19 protein-coding genes are annotated in these 16,202 nt (G+C 66.2%); 12 read left to right on the top strand and 7 right to left on the bottom strand.

Annotation, left to right across the window (positions count from 1 at the left end; translation table 11 throughout):
• The first annotated feature begins 291 nt into the window (after positions 1–291).
• A complete protein-coding gene (locus NAV27_RS17545; RefSeq protein ID WP_102829382.1) occupies positions 292–1,221 on the top strand; it encodes a DUF808 domain-containing protein in 930 nt (309 codons plus the stop codon).
• On the opposite strand, the gene NAV27_RS17540 is transcribed toward NAV27_RS17545, so the two are convergent.
• Positions 1,222–2,673: a TrkH family potassium uptake protein gene (locus tag NAV27_RS17540; protein WP_102829383.1), complete on the bottom strand. Its 1,452-nt coding sequence runs from the start codon at positions 2,671–2,673 to the stop codon at positions 1,222–1,224.
• Between the two features lie 175 nt (positions 2,674–2,848).
• On the opposite strand from NAV27_RS17540, the gene NAV27_RS17535 reads away from it, so the two are divergent.
• Entirely contained in the window at positions 2,849–3,220 is a 372-nt protein-coding gene (locus NAV27_RS17535; protein ID WP_102829384.1) for a YkgJ family cysteine cluster protein, read from the top strand.
• 76 nt (positions 3,221–3,296) lie between these two features.
• Complete coding sequence (locus NAV27_RS17530) at positions 3,297–3,860, top strand: nitroreductase family protein (RefSeq protein ID WP_102829385.1); 564 nt, start codon at positions 3,297–3,299, stop codon at positions 3,858–3,860.
• Here the strand turns inward: NAV27_RS17530 and NAV27_RS17525 are convergent, their stop codons facing one another.
• The 6 genes from NAV27_RS17525 to ispZ all read right to left on the bottom strand — a co-directional run bounded on the left by NAV27_RS17525 (position 3,861) and on the right by ispZ (position 7,798).
• Positions 3,861–5,180 (bottom strand): sensor histidine kinase, encoded by a 1,320-nt coding sequence (locus tag NAV27_RS17525; protein ID WP_102829386.1) that lies wholly within the window; start codon positions 5,178–5,180, stop codon positions 3,861–3,863.
• 66 nt (positions 5,181–5,246) lie between these two features.
• Positions 5,247–5,669 (bottom strand): Spy/CpxP family protein refolding chaperone, encoded by a 423-nt coding sequence (locus tag NAV27_RS17520; protein WP_102829387.1) that lies wholly within the window; start codon positions 5,667–5,669, stop codon positions 5,247–5,249.
• A 144-nt stretch (positions 5,670–5,813) separates the two neighbouring features.
• The gene (locus tag NAV27_RS17515; RefSeq protein ID WP_077683892.1) at positions 5,814–6,491 is read right to left on the bottom strand and encodes a response regulator transcription factor; all 678 of its coding nucleotides are present in this window, start codon (positions 6,489–6,491) and stop codon (positions 5,814–5,816) included.
• Positions 6,492–6,498: 7 nt separating this feature from the next.
• The gene (locus NAV27_RS17510) at positions 6,499–6,843 is read right to left on the bottom strand and encodes an SH3 domain-containing protein (protein ID WP_054095200.1); all 345 of its coding nucleotides are present in this window, start codon (positions 6,841–6,843) and stop codon (positions 6,499–6,501) included.
• A gap of 65 nt (positions 6,844–6,908) precedes the next feature.
• Entirely contained in the window at positions 6,909–7,208 is a 300-nt protein-coding gene (locus NAV27_RS17505; protein WP_043296687.1) for a YciI family protein, read from the bottom strand.
• 2 nt (positions 7,209–7,210) lie between these two features.
• Positions 7,211–7,798: a septation protein IspZ gene (ispZ, locus tag NAV27_RS17500; RefSeq protein ID WP_102829493.1), complete on the bottom strand. Its 588-nt coding sequence runs from the start codon at positions 7,796–7,798 to the stop codon at positions 7,211–7,213.
• Positions 7,799–7,868: 70 nt separating this feature from the next.
• On the opposite strand from ispZ, the gene NAV27_RS17495 reads away from it, so the two are divergent.
• The 9 genes from NAV27_RS17495 to NAV27_RS17455 all read left to right on the top strand — a co-directional run bounded on the left by NAV27_RS17495 (position 7,869) and on the right by NAV27_RS17455 (position 16,072).
• On the top strand, positions 7,869–8,024 hold the full coding sequence (locus NAV27_RS17495; protein WP_180981456.1) for a hypothetical protein: 156 nt from the start codon (positions 7,869–7,871) through the stop codon (positions 8,022–8,024).
• Between the two features lie 11 nt (positions 8,025–8,035).
• Positions 8,036–8,902 carry a PHP domain-containing protein gene (locus NAV27_RS17490; protein WP_077683893.1) on the top strand — a complete coding sequence of 289 codons (867 nt, stop codon included), beginning with the start codon at positions 8,036–8,038 and terminating at the stop codon, positions 8,900–8,902.
• A 13-nt stretch (positions 8,903–8,915) separates the two neighbouring features.
• Positions 8,916–9,539 carry an L-threonylcarbamoyladenylate synthase gene (locus NAV27_RS17485; RefSeq protein WP_003289450.1) on the top strand — a complete coding sequence of 208 codons (624 nt, stop codon included), beginning with the start codon at positions 8,916–8,918 and terminating at the stop codon, positions 9,537–9,539.
• Between the two features lie 37 nt (positions 9,540–9,576).
• Complete coding sequence (locus NAV27_RS17480; protein ID WP_054095202.1) at positions 9,577–10,791, top strand: tryptophan--tRNA ligase; 1,215 nt, start codon at positions 9,577–9,579, stop codon at positions 10,789–10,791.
• A gap of 19 nt (positions 10,792–10,810) precedes the next feature.
• The gene (locus tag NAV27_RS17475; RefSeq protein ID WP_054095203.1) at positions 10,811–11,632 is read left to right on the top strand and encodes a segregation and condensation protein A; all 822 of its coding nucleotides are present in this window, start codon (positions 10,811–10,813) and stop codon (positions 11,630–11,632) included.
• 19 nt (positions 11,633–11,651) lie between these two features.
• Complete coding sequence (gene scpB / locus NAV27_RS17470) at positions 11,652–12,413, top strand: SMC-Scp complex subunit ScpB (protein WP_003289453.1); 762 nt, start codon at positions 11,652–11,654, stop codon at positions 12,411–12,413.
• Between the two features lie 165 nt (positions 12,414–12,578).
• Positions 12,579–13,502 (top strand): ABC transporter ATP-binding protein, encoded by a 924-nt coding sequence (locus NAV27_RS17465; RefSeq protein WP_102829388.1) that lies wholly within the window; start codon positions 12,579–12,581, stop codon positions 13,500–13,502.
• Entirely contained in the window at positions 13,499–14,230 is a 732-nt protein-coding gene (locus NAV27_RS17460; protein ID WP_102829389.1) for an ABC transporter permease subunit, read from the top strand. Before NAV27_RS17465 ends, NAV27_RS17460 begins: the two co-directional genes overlap by 4 nt.
• 9 nt (positions 14,231–14,239) lie before the next feature.
• Positions 14,240–16,072: a GldG family protein gene (locus NAV27_RS17455; RefSeq protein WP_102829390.1), complete on the top strand. Its 1,833-nt coding sequence runs from the start codon at positions 14,240–14,242 to the stop codon at positions 16,070–16,072.
• Positions 16,073–16,202 lie beyond the last annotated feature (130 nt).

The following is a 16,202-nucleotide window of genomic DNA, read 5'->3' as shown; positions in this document are numbered from 1 at the left end:
AAATCGACGCCTTTTCCAAGCGCCTTGCTGACTGAAGCGCCCTGCGCCGAACGCTTGGAAGGGGCCTTGCCGGTGGCGGTGCATTGCGCTGTTCTGCCGTGGCGCACGCCGAGCCGATGGATCATAACCAAGCCGCGTCGCGCAGCCAAACGCAGTCGACAAAAGCCATGCGGTGTTGGGGCGCGGCCAATGGCAGGTACGGCCTCGGCGGAACCCGCCGAGACGAAAGCGCCCTAAACTACAGCGGCGCCGCGCGCGCCTCTTTCTTCCCTCTACGAACAGGATTTCCCTTTGGCTACCAGCTTGCTTGCCTTGCTCGACGATATTGCGACAGTTCTGGATGACGTATCCGTGATGACCAAGGTCGCTGCCAAGAAAACCGCCGGCGTACTGGGCGACGACCTGGCGCTCAATGCCCAGCAGGTCAGTGGCGTCAAGGCCGACCGTGAGTTGCCGGTGGTCTGGGCGGTCTGCCGGGGTTCGCTGAAGAACAAGCTGATTCTGGTGCCGGCGGCGCTGCTGATCAGCGCCTTCGCGCCTTGGGCGATCACGCCGCTGCTGATGCTCGGCGGCGCGTTTCTTTGCTACGAGGGGTTCGAGAAACTGGCGCATCGCTTCCTGCATGACGATACCGTCGAGCACGCCGAAACCGCCAAGGCGCTGGCCGATCCGGCAGTCGATATGGTGGCTTTCGAGAAGGACAAGATTCGCGGCGCGATCCGCACCGACTTCATCCTGTCCGCCGAGATCATCGCCATCACCCTGGGCACGGTGGCCAATGCCAGTTTCACCCAGCAGGTCATGGTGCTGGCCGGCATCGCCGTGGTGATGACCATCGGCGTCTACGGGCTGGTTGCCGGTATCGTCAAGCTCGACGACCTGGGCCTGGCGTTGAGCAAGGCGGCGAGCGGAGCGGTGCAAGCCGTTGGTCGCGGCATCCTGTGGCTGGCGCCCTGGCTGATGAAAACGCTGTCGGTCGTCGGCACCGCGGCGATGTTCATGGTCGGTGGCGGCATCCTCACCCACGGCATCGGCGTGGTGCATCACTGGATCGCCAACAGCGCCGAGCAGACGCAGCACCTGCCGTACATCGGCGCGGTGCTCGGCGGGCTGCTGCCGACGCTGCTTGACGCCGCGTTCGGTATCGTCGCCGGCGGCGTGATCCTGGCCGTGCTGACGCTGGGTAGCCGCCTGTTCGGCAAGCGCGACGCGGCGTCCTGATCAGTGGCGCCAGAACGCGGGGGTCAGCACCACCAGCACGGTGATGATCTCTAGCCGACCCAGCAGCATGCCGAGCGCCAGCAGCCATTTGGCCGCATCCGGCAGCGGGCCGAAGTTGCCGGCCGGGCCGATGATGGCGCCGAGCCCCGGTCCGACGTTGCACACCGCCGACGCTGCGCCGGTCAGCGCGGTGATCAGATCCAGCCCGAGCAGCGCCAGGCATAGCGCGAGCGCGCCGATGGTGATGGTGATGAAGAAGGAAAAGGTCAGGATCGACCGGACGATATCCTCATCCAGGGTGTGACCGTTGTACTGCTGGCGAATGACTGCGCGCGGATGGATCAGCTGCTTGAGGTTGGCCCGCAGCAGCGCATAGGCGACCTGGAAACGGAAGATCTTCAAACCGCCGGTCGTGGAGCCGGAGCAGCCGCCGATGAAGGTCAGGTAGAAGAACACCATCATCGCGAAGCCACCCCACTGGGTGTAGTCGCCCGAGGCGTAGCCGGTGGTGGTGACCACCGAAACCACGTTGAAGGTCACGATGCGCAGCGCGTACAGCCAGTCGGCATCGTGGGTGAGCCAGTACCAGCCGCTGAACAGCACGCTGCTGACCACCAGCAGGACCAGAAAGCCGCGTACCTGCTGATCGCGGATCAGCGCCTTGCGGTGGCCGCGCAGCGTGGCGACGTACAGGGTGAAGGGCAGACTGCCGAGCACCATGAAGAACACCGCCACCCAGTGCGCCGACGGGCTGAACTTGCCCATCGAGGCGTCGGAGGTGGAAAAGCCGCCGGTGGATACCGTGGACATCGCATGGTTGATCGCATCGAACAGGCTCATGTCCGCCAGCCAGAAGGCCGCGACGGCCGCCAGCGTCATTCCCACGTAGATGGCGATCAGGTATTGCCCTGCGATGTGCGAGCGCGGCACTACCTTTTCCGACCAGTCCGACGATTCCGTCTGGAACAGGCGCATACCACCGATTCGCAACAGCGGCAGGATCGCCACGGCCATGCCGATGAAGCCGATGCCGCCCAGCCAGTGCAGCATCGAGCGCCACATCAGCAGGCCGGGCGAGGCGTCGTCGAGGCCGGTGAGGATGGTGGAGCCGGTGGTGGTGATGCCCGACATGGTTTCGAAGAACGCGTCGGTGTAGCTGATGTGCCGGCTCAGCATCATCGGCAGCGCGGCGAAGCAGCAGACCACCAGCCAGCTGGCGGTCGTCAGGAAGTACATGTCGCGCGGCCGCAGCTTGGCGTTGGCCGGACGCCCCGGCGCGACCAGGGCGACACCGCAGCCGCCGGTGATTGCGCTGGCCCAGATGAATGCCTGCAGGTCGTCGGTACGCTCGAACGCCAGCAGCGTCAGCATCGGTACGACCATGCCGATCGCTAGGGTGATGAGGAAAATGCCGAGGAGAAAACCGATGATGCGCAGCGTCGGTAAGGCCATTGGGTGCAACTCGGCGCCAGAAATGAGGGCCGCCATTCTACCTGTGTCGGCCCGCCAGTAAACCGCCTGCAGCTTGCCGACAGGCGTGTGCCTGGGGCCTCTTCCCAAGCGCATGGCGATGCATAGAATAGCGGCCCGGCGCCGGCCGGTTCCGGCATCTGCGCGTGTTACCTCCATGTCCGTCGACAATCCCTGTCTCACCTGCGGCGCCTGCTGCGCCTATTTCCGCGTGTCCTTCTTCTGGGGCGAATGCACGTCGTCCGGCGGTACCGTGCCCGATCAGCTGGTGGTGCAGGTCAGCCCCTACCACGTAGCGATGCAGGGCACCGAGGCCAAGCCGGCCCGCTGCGTCGGCCTGCTGGGTGAAGTCGGTTGCGGCGTGCGCTGCACGCTGTACGAGCAGCGCTCGAGCACCTGCCGCGAGTTCGAGGCCGCGTGGAGCAATGGCGAGCCCAATCCGCATTGCGATGCGGCGCGCGCGGCGCATGGCTTGCCACCGCTGGTGCCGCCGCTGCAGCCGCATCTGTCGCCCGATCGCGTCGCCTGAGACCCACGCCAGCGCAAGACTTGCCCTGGCGCCGCCATCGGCCTCTAGAATGTCCGCTTCGCTCTGGAGGTAATGGATGGACGCTCTCGACCTGTTGCTCAACCGTGTTTCGGTCACCCGGCTGTGCGATCCGGCCCCCGATGCCGCGCAGCTCGACCTGCTGTTTCGCGCCGCGCTGCGCGCGCCGGATCATGCCCAGCTGCGGCCGTGGCGTTTTCTGACCATCGCCGGGCCAGCCCGCGACCAGTTGGGCGAGCTGTTCGCCACGGCATTGCAGGCACGCGACCCGCACTGCGCGCAAGAGGCCCTGCACAAGGCACGCAGCATGCCGTTGCGCGCGCCGCTGCTGGTGGTGGTGATTGCGCACCTGCAGGCGCATCCGAAGGTGCCCGAAGGCGAGCAGCTGCTCGCCGCCGGCTGCGCGGCGCACGGATTGCTGCTCGCCGCTCACGCTCAGGGCATTGGTGCGGTGTGGCGTACCGGTGATTTCGCCTATGACGCGCAGGTCGCCGCCGGCCTCGGTCTGGCGGCGAACGAACGCGTGCTGGGTTTCCTCTATCTGGGCGCGCCGGAAGGGCGGGTACGTGCGGCGCCGGTGCTCGATCCGGCCGATTTCGTCAGCGCCTGGCCGTCGCGCTGATTAAGCGAGCGGCAGACGCAGGCTGGCGATGAACCCGCCGGCCGGGTGGTTGCTCAGTTGCAGCTGACCGCCGTGGCGCTCCGCCGCGCGACGGGCGATGGCCAGGCCCAGGCCATGCCCGGCGGCAGTCTGCCCCGGCGCGCGGAAGAACGGCTCGCTCAGCTGCGACAGATGCGCGGCATCCACGCCCGGACCGTGGTCGCGCACGCTGAGCGTCAGCCAATCGCCATCCAGGTGCGCCTGCAGTTCGATGGGCTGGTCGGCCGGGTTGAACCGCAAGGCGTTACGCAGCAGGTTGTCGAGGGCGCGTTCGAGCATGTCCGGCCAACCGCGCAGCGTGCTGCCGGGGTCGATGTGGCTGTCGATGCGCTGATCCGGCGCGACGATGCGCGCGTTGTCCTGCAGTTGCTCGAAGAGCATCGGCAGGTCGATGCTCTGCGCCGCGCCGGGCTCGGCATCCATCCGGGCCAGTTCCAGCACCTCGCCGATCAGCGCTTCCAGGCGATCGCACTCCTTGGTCAGGCGCGGCCAGAGCGCCTCGCGTTCGGCCGGCGTGGCGCGCTCGGCCAGCGCCAGGGCGATGCGCAGGCGCGCCAGCGGCGAGCGCAGTTCATGGGACACGTCGCGCAGCAGTTGGCGCTGGCTGCCGATCAGCGTCTGCAGGCGGGCGCCCATGCGGTTGAAGTCGCCGGCCAGCACGCCCAGTTCATCGCGTCGCCTGGCCAGGCGCGCCAGCGAGTTCTGCTGATAGGTGGTCTGGCCAAGATCGTGGACGGCGCTGCGCAGGCGATCGAGCGGCCGCGTGATGGACAGCGTCAGCAGCAGGCTGAAGCCGCTCAGCACCACTAGCGCGATCGCTAGCGCGCTGAGCGGCCAGAACAGACTGCCGCGGTGCCAGGCCCGTAGCTCGGGATGCGGAATACGGTAGATGAACAGGTAGGTATCGCCGCTGGCTGGGCTGGTGTAGTCCTCGGTCAGCCGGCGCCAGGGCAGCGAGTGATCGCGGTCGCGTTGACGTGCCTCGAACGCTGCGGCGCGTGGCGGGAAGGTGCCGCGAATGACCGGCTGGCCGTTCTCGCCCAGCACTTGCACGTCGATGTGCGCGCGATGCCGGTGCTGCTCCAGCAGGCGCTGGGCCGCAACTGCACCCTGTTGCTCGTAGACCCGGGTCCAGGTCTCCGCGAGGCCGCTGACAGCGGGGTGGCGGCTGAGAATCCAGGCATCCTGGTTCAGCGCATGCCCGAGCAGCAGTGCCAGGCCGGCGACCAGTGCAATGGCGAGCCAGAAGGTTGCGAGAATGCGCCAGAACAGTGATCGCACGGCTGTCTCCACGGCGAAGCCCGGCCGGAGCGTGCGCACCGGCCGGGCGGTTGGTAAGTGCGACGATCAGTTCTGCTGATCGCGCTCGGCTTTCCACTTGAGGAACTCGGCGCGTTCGGCGCGCCTCTCTGCCATCTTCTTCAGGCTTTCGTCGAAGGCCTTCTGCTGCTCGGGCTTGAGCAGCGCGCGCATCTGCTTGTGAATGTCATCGCGGCTCATTTGGATCTCGTCCTGCATGGCCTTGCGTTCGGCTTCCGGCAGCTTGTCCAGGTAGCGCTGGGTGACGGCTCGACGCTGTTGCATCTGCTCGCCCATCAGCTTGTGCATTTCGCGTTGCTGTTCGCGGGTCAGGTCCAGTTCCTGAAACATCCGCGGGCCCTGTTTGCCGCCCATTGGGCACTGGCCGCCGTCCCGCATGGCGCCGGGCATGGCCATGACGGCAGTGGGAATAGCGGTGACGAACAGCAGGGCGATGAGGGATTTGCGCATCTTGGTTACTCCTGTGATGAAAGCCGGTTCGCGGACTCTGCGCCGGGTTTTTCGGGCGGCGGCTGGTCTGTGACCGGATGAGTTCAGTCTAGGGAGGGCAAGGTCAAGCGCGGTCAGCGTCGGGTAAAGGCTCGGTAAAGACGCTCAGCCGGCGTACAGGTAGCCGCGTCCGCGCAGCGCGACGATGCGCGGGCTGCCGTCGGCATGCGGACCGAGCTTGCGCCGCAGGTTGCTGACATGCATGTCGAGGCTGCGGTCGTAGAGGGTCAGTTTGCGTCCCAGGGCATGCTGGGCGAGGGCCTGCTTGTCCAGCGGTTCGCCGGGCTGGGCGAGCAGCGCTTCGAGGATGCGGCCTTCGGAGAGCGTCAGGCTGACGTCGTGTCCGCCGATGCTGGCGACGCCGCGCGCCGGGCTGTAGCACAGGTCGCCACGTTCCAGCTGGCTGGGCGTGGCCGGCGGCAGGCTGCGGCGCAGCACGGCACGCAGGCGCGCCGTGAGTTCGCGTGGGTCGCAGGGCTTGGCCAGGTAGTCGTCGGCACCAAGCTCCAGACCGAGGATGCGGTCCAGCGGTTCGCCGCGTCCGGAGAGCATCAGTACCGGCAGACCGGGATGTTCGCTGCGCAGCTGCTTGAGCAGCTCCAGGCCGCTGCCGTCGGGCAGCATCACGTCGAGTACCACGGCGGCCGGCTGGAATTCGGCCAGCGCGGCGCGGGCGCTCTGACCGTCGTGACAGGCGTGGGCGACGAAGCCTTCCTGCGCCAGCCAGCTGATCAGCAGCTCGCACAGTTCGTGGTCGTCATCGATCAGCAGCAGTTCGTTCATGAATGATTCAGTTCAGCCATTGGCGACGCCGGCGCCCGCGGGTCACCAGCAGGCCGAGCAGGAAGCTCGCGACGCCGACGCTGCCGCCGACGGCGAACCATTTCTGTTCCTCGCTGAGCAAGGGCAGCGGGGCCTGGCTCTGCGCTTCCTGCAGCTGCAGGCGTAGGCGCTGGTTCTCCTGCCGCAGGCGCTGCAGGGCCAAAGTGTCGATTGCCGGCGCATTATCGGTCGCTGCCGGGGCGGCGTCTTCGCTCGTCTGCTCCTCCACATCCGCTGCGGGGGCTTCCTGGGCGTGAACGGTCGGTGCGAGCAGGCTCACGGCCAGCAGCAGGGGAAACAGGGCACGATGCATCTGACTACCTTCTCCTTGGTGCTGGCCACGGTGAATCCGCAGCCAGGCTGATCCTTGTGTTTCGGTCAGGGCAGCACTTTCTTGAACGGCTTGACCAGCACATCGCTGTAGACGCCGGCGGCCTTGTAGGGATCGGCTTCGGCCCATTCCTGCGCGGCTTGCAGCGAGTCGAACTCGGCCACCACCAGGCTGCCGGTGAAGCCGGCCGCGCCCGGATCGTTGCTGTCGATTGCCGGATGCGGTCCGGCGAGTACCAGTCGGCCTGCTTCCTTGAGCGCTTCCAGGCGGGCGAGATGGGCCGGGCGGGTGGCAAGGCGTTCCTGCAGGGAGTTCGGGGCGTCGGTGGCGATGATGGCGTACAGCATGGTTACTCCTTGGACGGTGCGGGAGTCGTCTGCATGTGGCGGACGAGGTAGAAACTCTGGCCGATCATGAACAGCAGGGTCAGGCCCAGGCTGCCGAAGACCTTGAAATCGACCCAGATGGCCGGGAAGGTGAACGCGACGAAGAGGTTGGCGCCGCCGCAGACGAGAAAGAAGGCGACCCAGGCGGCGTTCAGCCGGGCCCATTGCGCGGCGGATAGCTCGACCACATGGCCCATCAGGCGCTGAACCAACGGCTTGTCGCCGAACAGCTGACTGCCGGCGAAAGCCAGCGCGAACAGCGCGTTGACCACCGGCGCCTTCCACTTGAGCACGGTTTCGCTGTGAAACGCCAGGGTCAATCCGCCGAACACCAGGCAGGCGGCGAGGGTGATCAACTGGCTCTTGTCCAGGCGCCGTTGCTTGACCAGGAGCGCGCCGTAGACGAGCAACGAGCTGAGGATCAGCACTGCCGTTGCGCTGAAAATGCCGCCGAGGGCGAACTTGTGCCCGGCGATTTCGACGATCCGTGGCTCGAGCTTGTAGACCGCGAAGAACAGCAGCAACGGGATGAAATCGATGAATTGTTTCACGATGCGGGCCGGCAACCTTGAGTGGGCGGCATAATAGCAAACCGGATTGTCGGCGGAACGCATGTGCCGAATGCGCAGCACCAAGCGTTTGCCGGGCGGTCTCAACGACAACGGCTGGCCGGCGGGCGCGCCAGACGCCCTTCATGCAGCGTACACTGACGCGCTGTTCTTTCCGCCGTTGCGCCAGCGCGCGGCAACCTGCATTTCCGATCCGCCTCTTGAGTAACGAGCCCCCTGATGATTGTCGACCTGCATTGCCACAGCACCGCTTCCGATGGCGTTCTTGCGCCGTCGCTGGTAGTGGAGCGCGCGCACGGGCGCGGCATCGAGCTGCTGGCGCTGACCGACCACGACACGCTCGAAGGGCTCGACGAGGCGCATGCCGCCGCCAGCGCGTTGGGGATACGGCTGATCAATGGCATCGAGCTTTCCTGCCAGTGGAACGGGGCTACCATTCATGTGCTGGGGTACGGTTTTTCCCGCACGGCGCCAGCGCTGCTGAGCGCCATTGCCGCGCTGCACGATGGCCGCTGGCGGCGCGCCGAACTGATTGCCGAGCGCCTGGCGGCCAAGGGCATGCCCGCTGCGCTGGACGGCGCGCGGGCGGTGCAGCAGGAGCTGGGCGACAGCGGCAATGCGCCGGCCCGACCGCATTTTGCCGAGTTCCTGGTGCGCGCTGGGCATGTGCGCGACCGCGCCGAGGCGTTCCGCAAGTGGCTGGGTGCCGGCAAGCTGGGCGATGTGAAGCAGCATTGGCCGAGCCTCGAACAGACCGTGAGCACGCTGCGTGAAGCCGATGCCTGGATCAGCCTGGCGCATCCCTGGCAGTACGCCTTTACGCGCAGCAAACGGCGCCGACTGGTGGCCGATTTCGTCCAGGCGGGCGGCCATGCGCTGGAAGTGGTCAACGGCATGCAACCGCTCGAACAGGTGGGCGGGCTGACGATCCTGGCGCGCGAGTTTGGCCTGAAGGCCAGTGCCGGCAGCGACTTTCACGCGCCGGGCGATTGGTCCGAGCTGGGGTTGTACCGCCCCCTGCCGGAGGATTTGTCGCCGTTATGGAGATGTTTCGATCATGAGTGCCGCAGATCTGCTGCCAGCTGAACAGGGAGTCGCCATGAGTCAGTTTTTCCAGATTCATCCAGATAATCCGCAACCGCGGCTGATCAAGCAGGCCGTGGAGATCATCCGCCAGGGCGGCGTGGTGGTCTATCCGACCGATTCGAGTTATGCCGTGGGCTGCTCGATAGGCAATAAATCCGGTATCGAGCGCATCCGCCGGCTGCGCCAGCTGGACGACAAGCACAACTTCACCCTGGCCTGCCGCGACCTGTCGCAGCTCGGCATGTTTGCCAAGGTCGATACCGCAGCCTTCCGCTTGCTCAAGACGCACCTCCCGGGGCCGTACACCATCATTCTTTCGGCCACCCGCGAGGTGCCGCGTATGCTCCTGCACCCCAAGCGTCGCACCATCGGCCTGCGCGTGCCGGCGCAGCCGATCGCCCAGGCGCTGCTGGCGGAGCTGGGCGAACCGCTGATGAGCGTCAGCCTGATCCTGCCGGGCGACGAGCTGCCAATGAGTGATCCGTACGAGATGCGCGACGCCCTCGAACATCAGGTGGACCTGATCATCGACGGCGGTTACGGTGGCGTCGAAGCCTCCACCGTGGTCAGTCTGGTGGATGACCAGCCGCAGGTGCTGCGGGTCGGCTGCGGCGATCCCGCGCCGTTCATGGCCTGAGCCCGTTGCGTTCTCTCCATCCGACAAGGACCGCCTTTTGAGTTCCATCGATTCGCAGCGGCGCGTGGTATCCGGCATGCGCCCCAGCGGCCGTCTGCATCTGGGCCACTACCACGGCGTGCTGAAGAGCTGGACCCGCCTGCAGCACGAATACGAATGCTACTTCTGCATCGTCGACTGGCACGCGTTGACCACCGACTACGAAGCCAGCGGCGCGATTGCCCAGCACGTGATGGACATGGCGGTGGACTGGCTGGCTGCCGGCGTCAGCCCGAGTTCGGCGACCCTGTTCATCCAGTCTCATGTGCCCGAGCACGCCGAGCTGCACCTGCTGTTGTCGATGATCTGCCCGCTGGGCTGGCTGGAGCGGGTGCCGTCCTACAAGGAGCTGCAACAGCATCTGCAGCACAAGGAGCTCGATACCTACGGTTTCCTCGGCTATCCGCTGCTGCAGGCCGCGGACATCCTGCTGTACAGAGCTGGGTTGGTGCCGGTGGGCGCCGACCAGCTGCCGCATATCGAGTTCGCCCGTGACGTGGCCCGACGCTTCAATCACCTGTACGGGCGCGAGGCAGATTTCGAGGACAAGGCCGAGGCGGCCATCCGCAGGCTCGGCAAGAAGACCGCCAAGCTCTATACCAGCCTGCGCAAGAGCTATCAGGAGCAGGGCGACGTGGAGGCGCTGGGCACCGCGCGCGCCATCATCAAGGAGCAGCAAACCATTACCCTCAGTGATCAGGAGCGGTTGTACGGTTACCTCGAAGGCTGTGGCAAGCTGCTGCTGCCCGAGCCGCAGGCTCTGCTGAGCGATGCGCCGAAGATATCCGGCCTCGACGGCGGCAAGATGGCCAAGTCCAACAGCAACGCGATCTTCCTGCGCGACACGTCCGAGGAGGTCGCCGAGAAAATCCGCCGCATGCCCACCGATCCGGCACGCGGACATCGCCAGGACCCGGGCGAACCGACGCGCTGCCCGGTGTGGCAGATGCATGTCACGCATTCGGACGAGGCGGTGCGCCAGTGGGCCGAGCAGGGTTGCCGCAGTGCCGGTATCGGCTGCCTGGAATGCAAGGCGCCGCTGATCGACGCCATTCGCGCCGAGCTGGCGCCGCTGCAGGAGCGCGCGCTGGACTACGAGCAGAACACCGATCTGGTGCGCAGTATCCTTGCCGACGGTGCCGAGCGTGCCCGCGACGAGGCGCGCGAGACGCTGGTCGAGGTCCGCCAGGCAATGGGCCTCGGCTATCGCTGAGCCGCGCGCGGAGACTTCCATGCAAAAAACCGAGACGCCTGACGTCGAATCGAGCCAGCCCGGCGAGCAGCTGCGCCTGGCGCTGGTGTACGGCGAGGCCGTCACCGAGCTGCCGCTGGACCTGTACATTCCGCCGGATGCGCTGGAGGTGTTCCTCGAAGCCTTCGAGGGGCCGCTCGACCTGCTGCTGTACCTGATCCGCAAGCAGAACATCGACATCCTCGATATTCCGGTGGCGGAAATCACCCGCCAGTACATGGGCTACGTCGAGCTGATGAAGAGCGTGCGCCTGGAGCTGGCCGCCGAATACCTGGTGATGGCCGCCATGCTCGCCGAGATCAAGTCGCGTATGTTGCTGCCGCGCTCGGCCGAAGCCGCCGAGGAGGAAGACGATCCTCGCGCCGAGCTGATCCGCCGTCTGCAGGAATACGAACGCTTCAAGGCAGCCGCCGAAGATCTGGATGAGCTGCCGCGCGTCGGTCGCGAACTGCACGTGCCGCGCTTGGATGCCCCCGAGGCGCGTGCGCGCAAGCTGTTGCCGGATGTCAGCCTGGAAGAATTGCTGGTGTCGATGGCCGAGGTGCTGCGTCGCGCCGACATGTTCGAGAGCCATCAGGTGACGCGCGAGGCGCTCTCGACCCGCGAACGCATGAGCGAAGTGCTGGAACGGCTCAAGGGTGGCGCTTTCGTGCCGTTCGTCGCGCTGTTTCGTGTCGAGGAAGGGCGCCTCGGCGTCGTCGTGACCTTCATGGCGGTGCTCGAACTCATCAAGGAATCGCTGGTCGAGCTGGTGCAGAATGAGCCCTTCGCGCCGATCCACGTGCGCAGCCGTACCGAATAGCTCAAGTCAGGAGTCATCCGTGGACCTGTCCGATCCCAAGGACCTCGCTTCGCTGCTCGAAGCCTTTCTGCTCGCCTCGGGCAAGCCGCAGTCGCTGGAACGCCTCGCCGAGCTGTTCGAGGAGGCCGAGCGGCCATCTTCGGCGCAGCTGAAGAAAGCGCTGGACGTGCTGGAAAAGTCCTGCAAGGGCCGCGCCTTCGAGCTGAAGGAGGTTGCCAGTGGCTACCGCCTGCAGGTGCGCGAACGCTTCGCGCCGTGGGTCGGCCGCTTGTGGGAGGAGCGCCCGCAGCGTTATTCGCGCGCACTGCTGGAAACCCTGGCGCTGATCGCCTATCGCCAGCCGATCACCCGTGGCGAGATCGAGGACATCCGCGGCGTGGCGGTCAACAGCCAGATCGTCAAGACGCTGCTGGAGCGCGAGTGGATCCGCGTGGTCGGTCATCGCGACGTCCCGGGGCGGCCGGCGATGTTCGCCACCACGCGCCAGTTCCTCGATCACTTCAACCTGAAGAATCTCGACGAACTACCGCCGCTGGCAGTGCTGCGCGAAATGGAGCCGGAACTGCGGCCGGTGGTGGATGAGGAAGACGCGGCCGTGCCGGCCGATCTGCAGGCACGGGCCGATCTGGCTGCCGAGGAACCACAGGACGAGCCGCGCGAGCAGACCAGCTTTCGCAGCCTGCTCGCCGAGCTGGACGGCATGGAGCAGGGACTCAAGACCGATTTCGACGATCTGCTGGAACCTGCAGTCCCCGACGCGGACGACGAATCCGCGCCGTAACCGCTTACCGCGCAGGGCGAAACGCTCAATGCGGGCGGCTGACGGTCCGCGCACGCGCGGCCGTTGCAATGCTGTCCAGCCTCTCCTTATAGTCCTGCCCGCATCGGGTCGTCTCGACGAACGGGGCGGACCTTCCAGCAGGGTGAGAGCCAGGAACAGACCCTCATGATCGAATTAAGAAGTCTGACGAAACGATTCGCCCAGCACACGGCGGTGGATGCCTTGTCGTTCAGCGTCCAGCCGGGCGAGGTGCTGGGCTTTCTCGGCCCGAACGGCGCCGGCAAGTCCACCACCATGAAGATGCTGACCGGTTTTCTCGCGCCGACCTCCGGCAGCGCCAGCATCTTCGGCCACGATATCCAGACGCAGACGATGCAGGCCCAGCGCCAGATCGGCTATCTGCCCGAAGGCGCGCCCTGTTACGGCGACATGAGCGTGCGCGGCTTCCTCGAGTTCATCGCCGAGGTGCGCGGCTTCCGCGGCGCAGCCAAGCGCCAGCGGGTCGAGGCGGCGGTCGCGCAGGTGGAGCTGGAAAAGGTGCTCGGCCAGTCCATCGAGACGCTTTCCAAGGGCTTCAAGCGCCGGGTCGGACTGGCACAGGCGATCCTCCACGATCCGCGCGTGCTGATCCTCGACGAGCCCACCGATGGCCTCGACCCGAACCAGAAGCATCAGGTGCGCGAGCTGATCCAGGGGCTGGCGCATGACAAGATCGTGATCATCTCCACGCACATTCTCGAAGAGGTCAGTGCCGTGTGCACCCGCGCGCTGGTGATCGCCGGCGGCCGACTAGTGGCTGACGGTACGCCGCTGGAGCTGGAAGGACGCTCGAAATACCACCAGGCGGTAACGCTGGTCGGCGACGGCGCGCTGGATGCCGATGCGCTGGCGGCGCTGCCGGGTGTCGCCGGGGTGGAGACCAACCGCAGCGACGCCAGCCTGACCGTGCTGGCGCAGCCGGGGCAGGTGATCTTCCCGCAGGTCAATGCGCTGATCAGCCAGTGTGGCTGGGCGGTGAAGGAGCTGGACGTCGAGCGCGGCCGGCTGGATGAGGTGTTCCGTACTCTGACCCGCGGGGAGGCGCAATGAGCCAGTTGCCGATTATCTTCAAGCGCGAGTTGGCCAGCTATTTCGCCACGCCGCTCGCCTACGTGTTCATCCTGATCTTTCTGGTGCTGTCGGGCGTGTTCACCTTCTACCTGGGCGGCTTCTACGAGCGCGGCCAGGCCGATCTCACGCCGTTCTTCAGCTTCCATACCTGGCTGTACCTGTTCCTGATTCCGGCCGTCGCCATGCGCCTGTGGGCGGAGGAGCGCAAATCCGGCTCCATCGAGCTGCTGATGACGCTGCCGATCACCCGTTTCGAGGCGGTGACCGGCAAGTTCCTCGCCGCCTGGGTGTTCGCCGGTATCGCGTTGCTGCTGACCTTTCCGATGGTCATCACCGTCAACTACCTGGGCGAGCCAGACAACGGCGCGATCCTCGCCGGTTATGTCGGCAGCTGGCTGCTGGCCGGCGCCTTCCTGGCCATCGGCTCGTGCATGTCGGCGCTGGCGAAGAACCAGGTGATCGCCTTCATCCTCGCGGTTGCGGTGTGTTTCCTGTTCATCGTCAGCGGCCTGCCGATGGTGCTCGATGCCTTCGCCTGGGCACCGCAGTGGCTGGTCGATGCGGTCGCCTCGCTGAGCTTCCTGGTGCGCTTCGACTCCATCAGCAAGGGTGTGATCGACCTGCGCGACCTGCTGTATTTCGTCACGCTGATCGTCGCCTGGCTGGCTGCCACCGCCGTGGTCGTCGATCTGAAGAAAGCCGCCTGAGGAACCGCCATGAAACGAGTCATCTATTCCGGTGCCGGGCTGCTGCTGATCGCGCTGGCATTCCTGGTGTTCAACGGGCTGTCCGGCGTGCTGTTCACCCATGCGCGGCTGGACCTGACCGAGCAGAAGCTCTACACCATCTCCGAGGGCACCGAGCGCATTCTCGACAGCCTGCAGGAGCCGATCGAGCTGCACTTCTTCTATTCCGACGAAACCGCCAAGGAGCTGGTGCAGCTGCGCAACTACGCGCGGCGCGTCGAGGAAATGCTGCGTGCCTACGAGCGCGCCTCGGGCGGCAAGCTGAAGCTGCAGGTGATCGATCCGCAGCCGTTCTCCGAGGACGAGGACCGCGCCGCCGAGTTCGGCCTGCAGGCGGTGCCGCTGAACCAGGGTGGCGACAAGGTTTACTTCGGCCTTGCCGGGCGTAACGCCGAGGGCATGACGCAGGTCATCCCGTTCTTCCCGCTGGACCAGGAGGAGTTCCTCGAATACGAGATCAGCCGTCTGGTGCAGAGCCTGGCGAAGGCCGAGCTGCCGGTGGTCGGCGTGCTTTCCGACCTGCAGATCAACGGTGGCTTCGACATGCGCACCCAGCAGGCGACGCCGCCGTGGATGGTGCTGGAGGAAGTGCGCCAGCTGTTCCATATCGAGAGCCTCAAGCGCGACATCGACATGATTCCGGCAAACGTCTCGGTGCTGCTGCTGATCCATCCCAAGCAGCTGCCGGAGCAGACGCTGTACGCCATCGATCAGTTCGTGCTGCGTGGCGGCAAGCTGCTGGCATTTGTCGATCCGTTCAGCGAAGCCGATCCGGGCATGAGCTTCGGCCCGGGCGAGCCCGCCGAGGATCGCGCCTCCGATCTGGAACCGCTGCTCAAGGCCTGGGGCGCGCGGCTGCTGCCAGGGCAGGTGATTGCCGATGCCTCCTACGCGATGTCCGTGGGCGTGGGCGCCGAACGTCGGCCGGTGCGCCATCCGGGCTGGCTGAGCCTGCCACACGCGGCGGTCGACGCGCAGGACGTCACCACCGCCTCGCTGGAAAACCTGACGCTGGCCAGCGCCGGTATCCTCGAACCGCTGGAGGGCGCCGGGACGACCTTCACGCCGCTGCTGCACAGCTCGACCTACGCCATGCCGGTGGAGGCGCAGCGCTTCGTCACGCTGGACAACCCGGAAACCCTGCTGCGCGGCCTGGACCCGAGCGGTCAGCGTTACACGCTCGGTGCGCGCATCCAGGGGCCGGCGAAGACGGCATTCCCCAACGGCATCGAGGGGCGCAAGGACGGCCTTGCCGAGAGCGAGCGCATCAACGTGATCGTGATCGCCGATACCGATCTGCTCAGCGATCGCATGTGGGTGCAGGTGCAGGACTTCTTCGGCCAGCGCGTGCCGCAGCCGTGGGCCGATAATGGCGCCTTCGTGATCAATGCGCTGGACAACCTGTCGGGCACCGACGCGCTGATCAGCGTGCGTTCGCGCGGTCGCTTCACGCGGCCGTTCGTGGTGGTCGAGGAGCTGCAGCGTCAGGCGGAGAACCGCTTCCGCGAGCAGGAAGAGGTGCTCCAGCAACGGCTGGCCGCCACCGAGCAGAAACTGGCTGAGCTGCAGAGCAGCGATCCGGAGCAGGCGCTGGAACTGACTGCCGAGCAGGAAAGCGCGCTGCAGCAGTTCCTGCAGGAAAAGCTGCGTATTCGCAAGGAGCTGCGTGAGGTGCGCTACCAGCTCAACGCCGATATCGAGGCGCTTGGGCGGACGCTCAAGTTCGCCAATATCGTGCTGGTGCCGCTGCTGCTGACGCTGGCGGCGCTGGCCCTGTGGCTCTGGCGCCGGCGCCGGGCCTGAGCCGGGCGGCTTGGCTACCGCCCGATATCGGGAGGAAAGGGGGGCTGACAGCCACGGGCGTTGTTTTATACTCCGGCGACGGTGGCTGCCGGCCTAAGTAGCCTCTAAGGCCGCAGCACCGATAAGCCCC

The sequence above is a fragment of the Stutzerimonas degradans genome, from assembly GCF_024448505.1.
GTDB lineage: Bacteria > Pseudomonadota > Gammaproteobacteria > Pseudomonadales > Pseudomonadaceae > Stutzerimonas > Stutzerimonas degradans.
The sequence above is the reverse complement of the archived record's forward strand: the minus strand, read 5'-3'. Positions and strand labels throughout refer to the sequence as shown.

Bases quoted from the DNA above. Each gene is read 5' to 3' on its own strand.
- NAV27_RS17540 (WP_102829383.1), bottom strand. From the start codon at position 2,673: ATGGCCTTACCGACGCTGCGCATCATCGGTTTTCTCCTCGGCATTTTC.
- NAV27_RS17535 (WP_102829384.1), top strand. From the start codon at position 2,849: ATGTCCGTCGACAATCCCTGTCTCACCTGCGGCGCCTGCTGCGCCTAT.
- NAV27_RS17530 (WP_102829385.1), top strand. From the start codon at position 3,297: ATGGACGCTCTCGACCTGTTGCTCAACCGTGTTTCGGTCACCCGGCTG.
- NAV27_RS17520 (WP_102829387.1), bottom strand. From the start codon at position 5,669: ATGCGCAAATCCCTCATCGCCCTGCTGTTCGTCACCGCTATTCCCACT.
- NAV27_RS17515 (WP_077683892.1), bottom strand. From the start codon at position 6,491: ATGAACGAACTGCTGCTGATCGATGACGACCACGAACTGTGCGAGCTG.
- NAV27_RS17510 (WP_054095200.1), bottom strand. From the start codon at position 6,843: ATGCATCGTGCCCTGTTTCCCCTGCTGCTGGCCGTGAGCCTGCTCGCA.
- NAV27_RS17505 (WP_043296687.1), bottom strand. From the start codon at position 7,208: ATGCTGTACGCCATCATCGCCACCGACGCCCCGAACTCCCTGCAGGAA.
- NAV27_RS17495 (WP_180981456.1), top strand. From the start codon at position 7,869: ATGCGCAGCACCAAGCGTTTGCCGGGCGGTCTCAACGACAACGGCTGG.
- NAV27_RS17490 (WP_077683893.1), top strand. From the start codon at position 8,036: ATGATTGTCGACCTGCATTGCCACAGCACCGCTTCCGATGGCGTTCTT.
- NAV27_RS17485 (WP_003289450.1), top strand. From the start codon at position 8,916: ATGAGTCAGTTTTTCCAGATTCATCCAGATAATCCGCAACCGCGGCTG.
- NAV27_RS17475 (WP_054095203.1), top strand. From the start codon at position 10,811: ATGCAAAAAACCGAGACGCCTGACGTCGAATCGAGCCAGCCCGGCGAG.
- NAV27_RS17465 (WP_102829388.1), top strand. From the start codon at position 12,579: ATGATCGAATTAAGAAGTCTGACGAAACGATTCGCCCAGCACACGGCG.
- NAV27_RS17460 (WP_102829389.1), top strand. From the start codon at position 13,499: ATGAGCCAGTTGCCGATTATCTTCAAGCGCGAGTTGGCCAGCTATTTC.
- NAV27_RS17455 (WP_102829390.1), top strand. From the start codon at position 14,240: ATGAAACGAGTCATCTATTCCGGTGCCGGGCTGCTGCTGATCGCGCTG.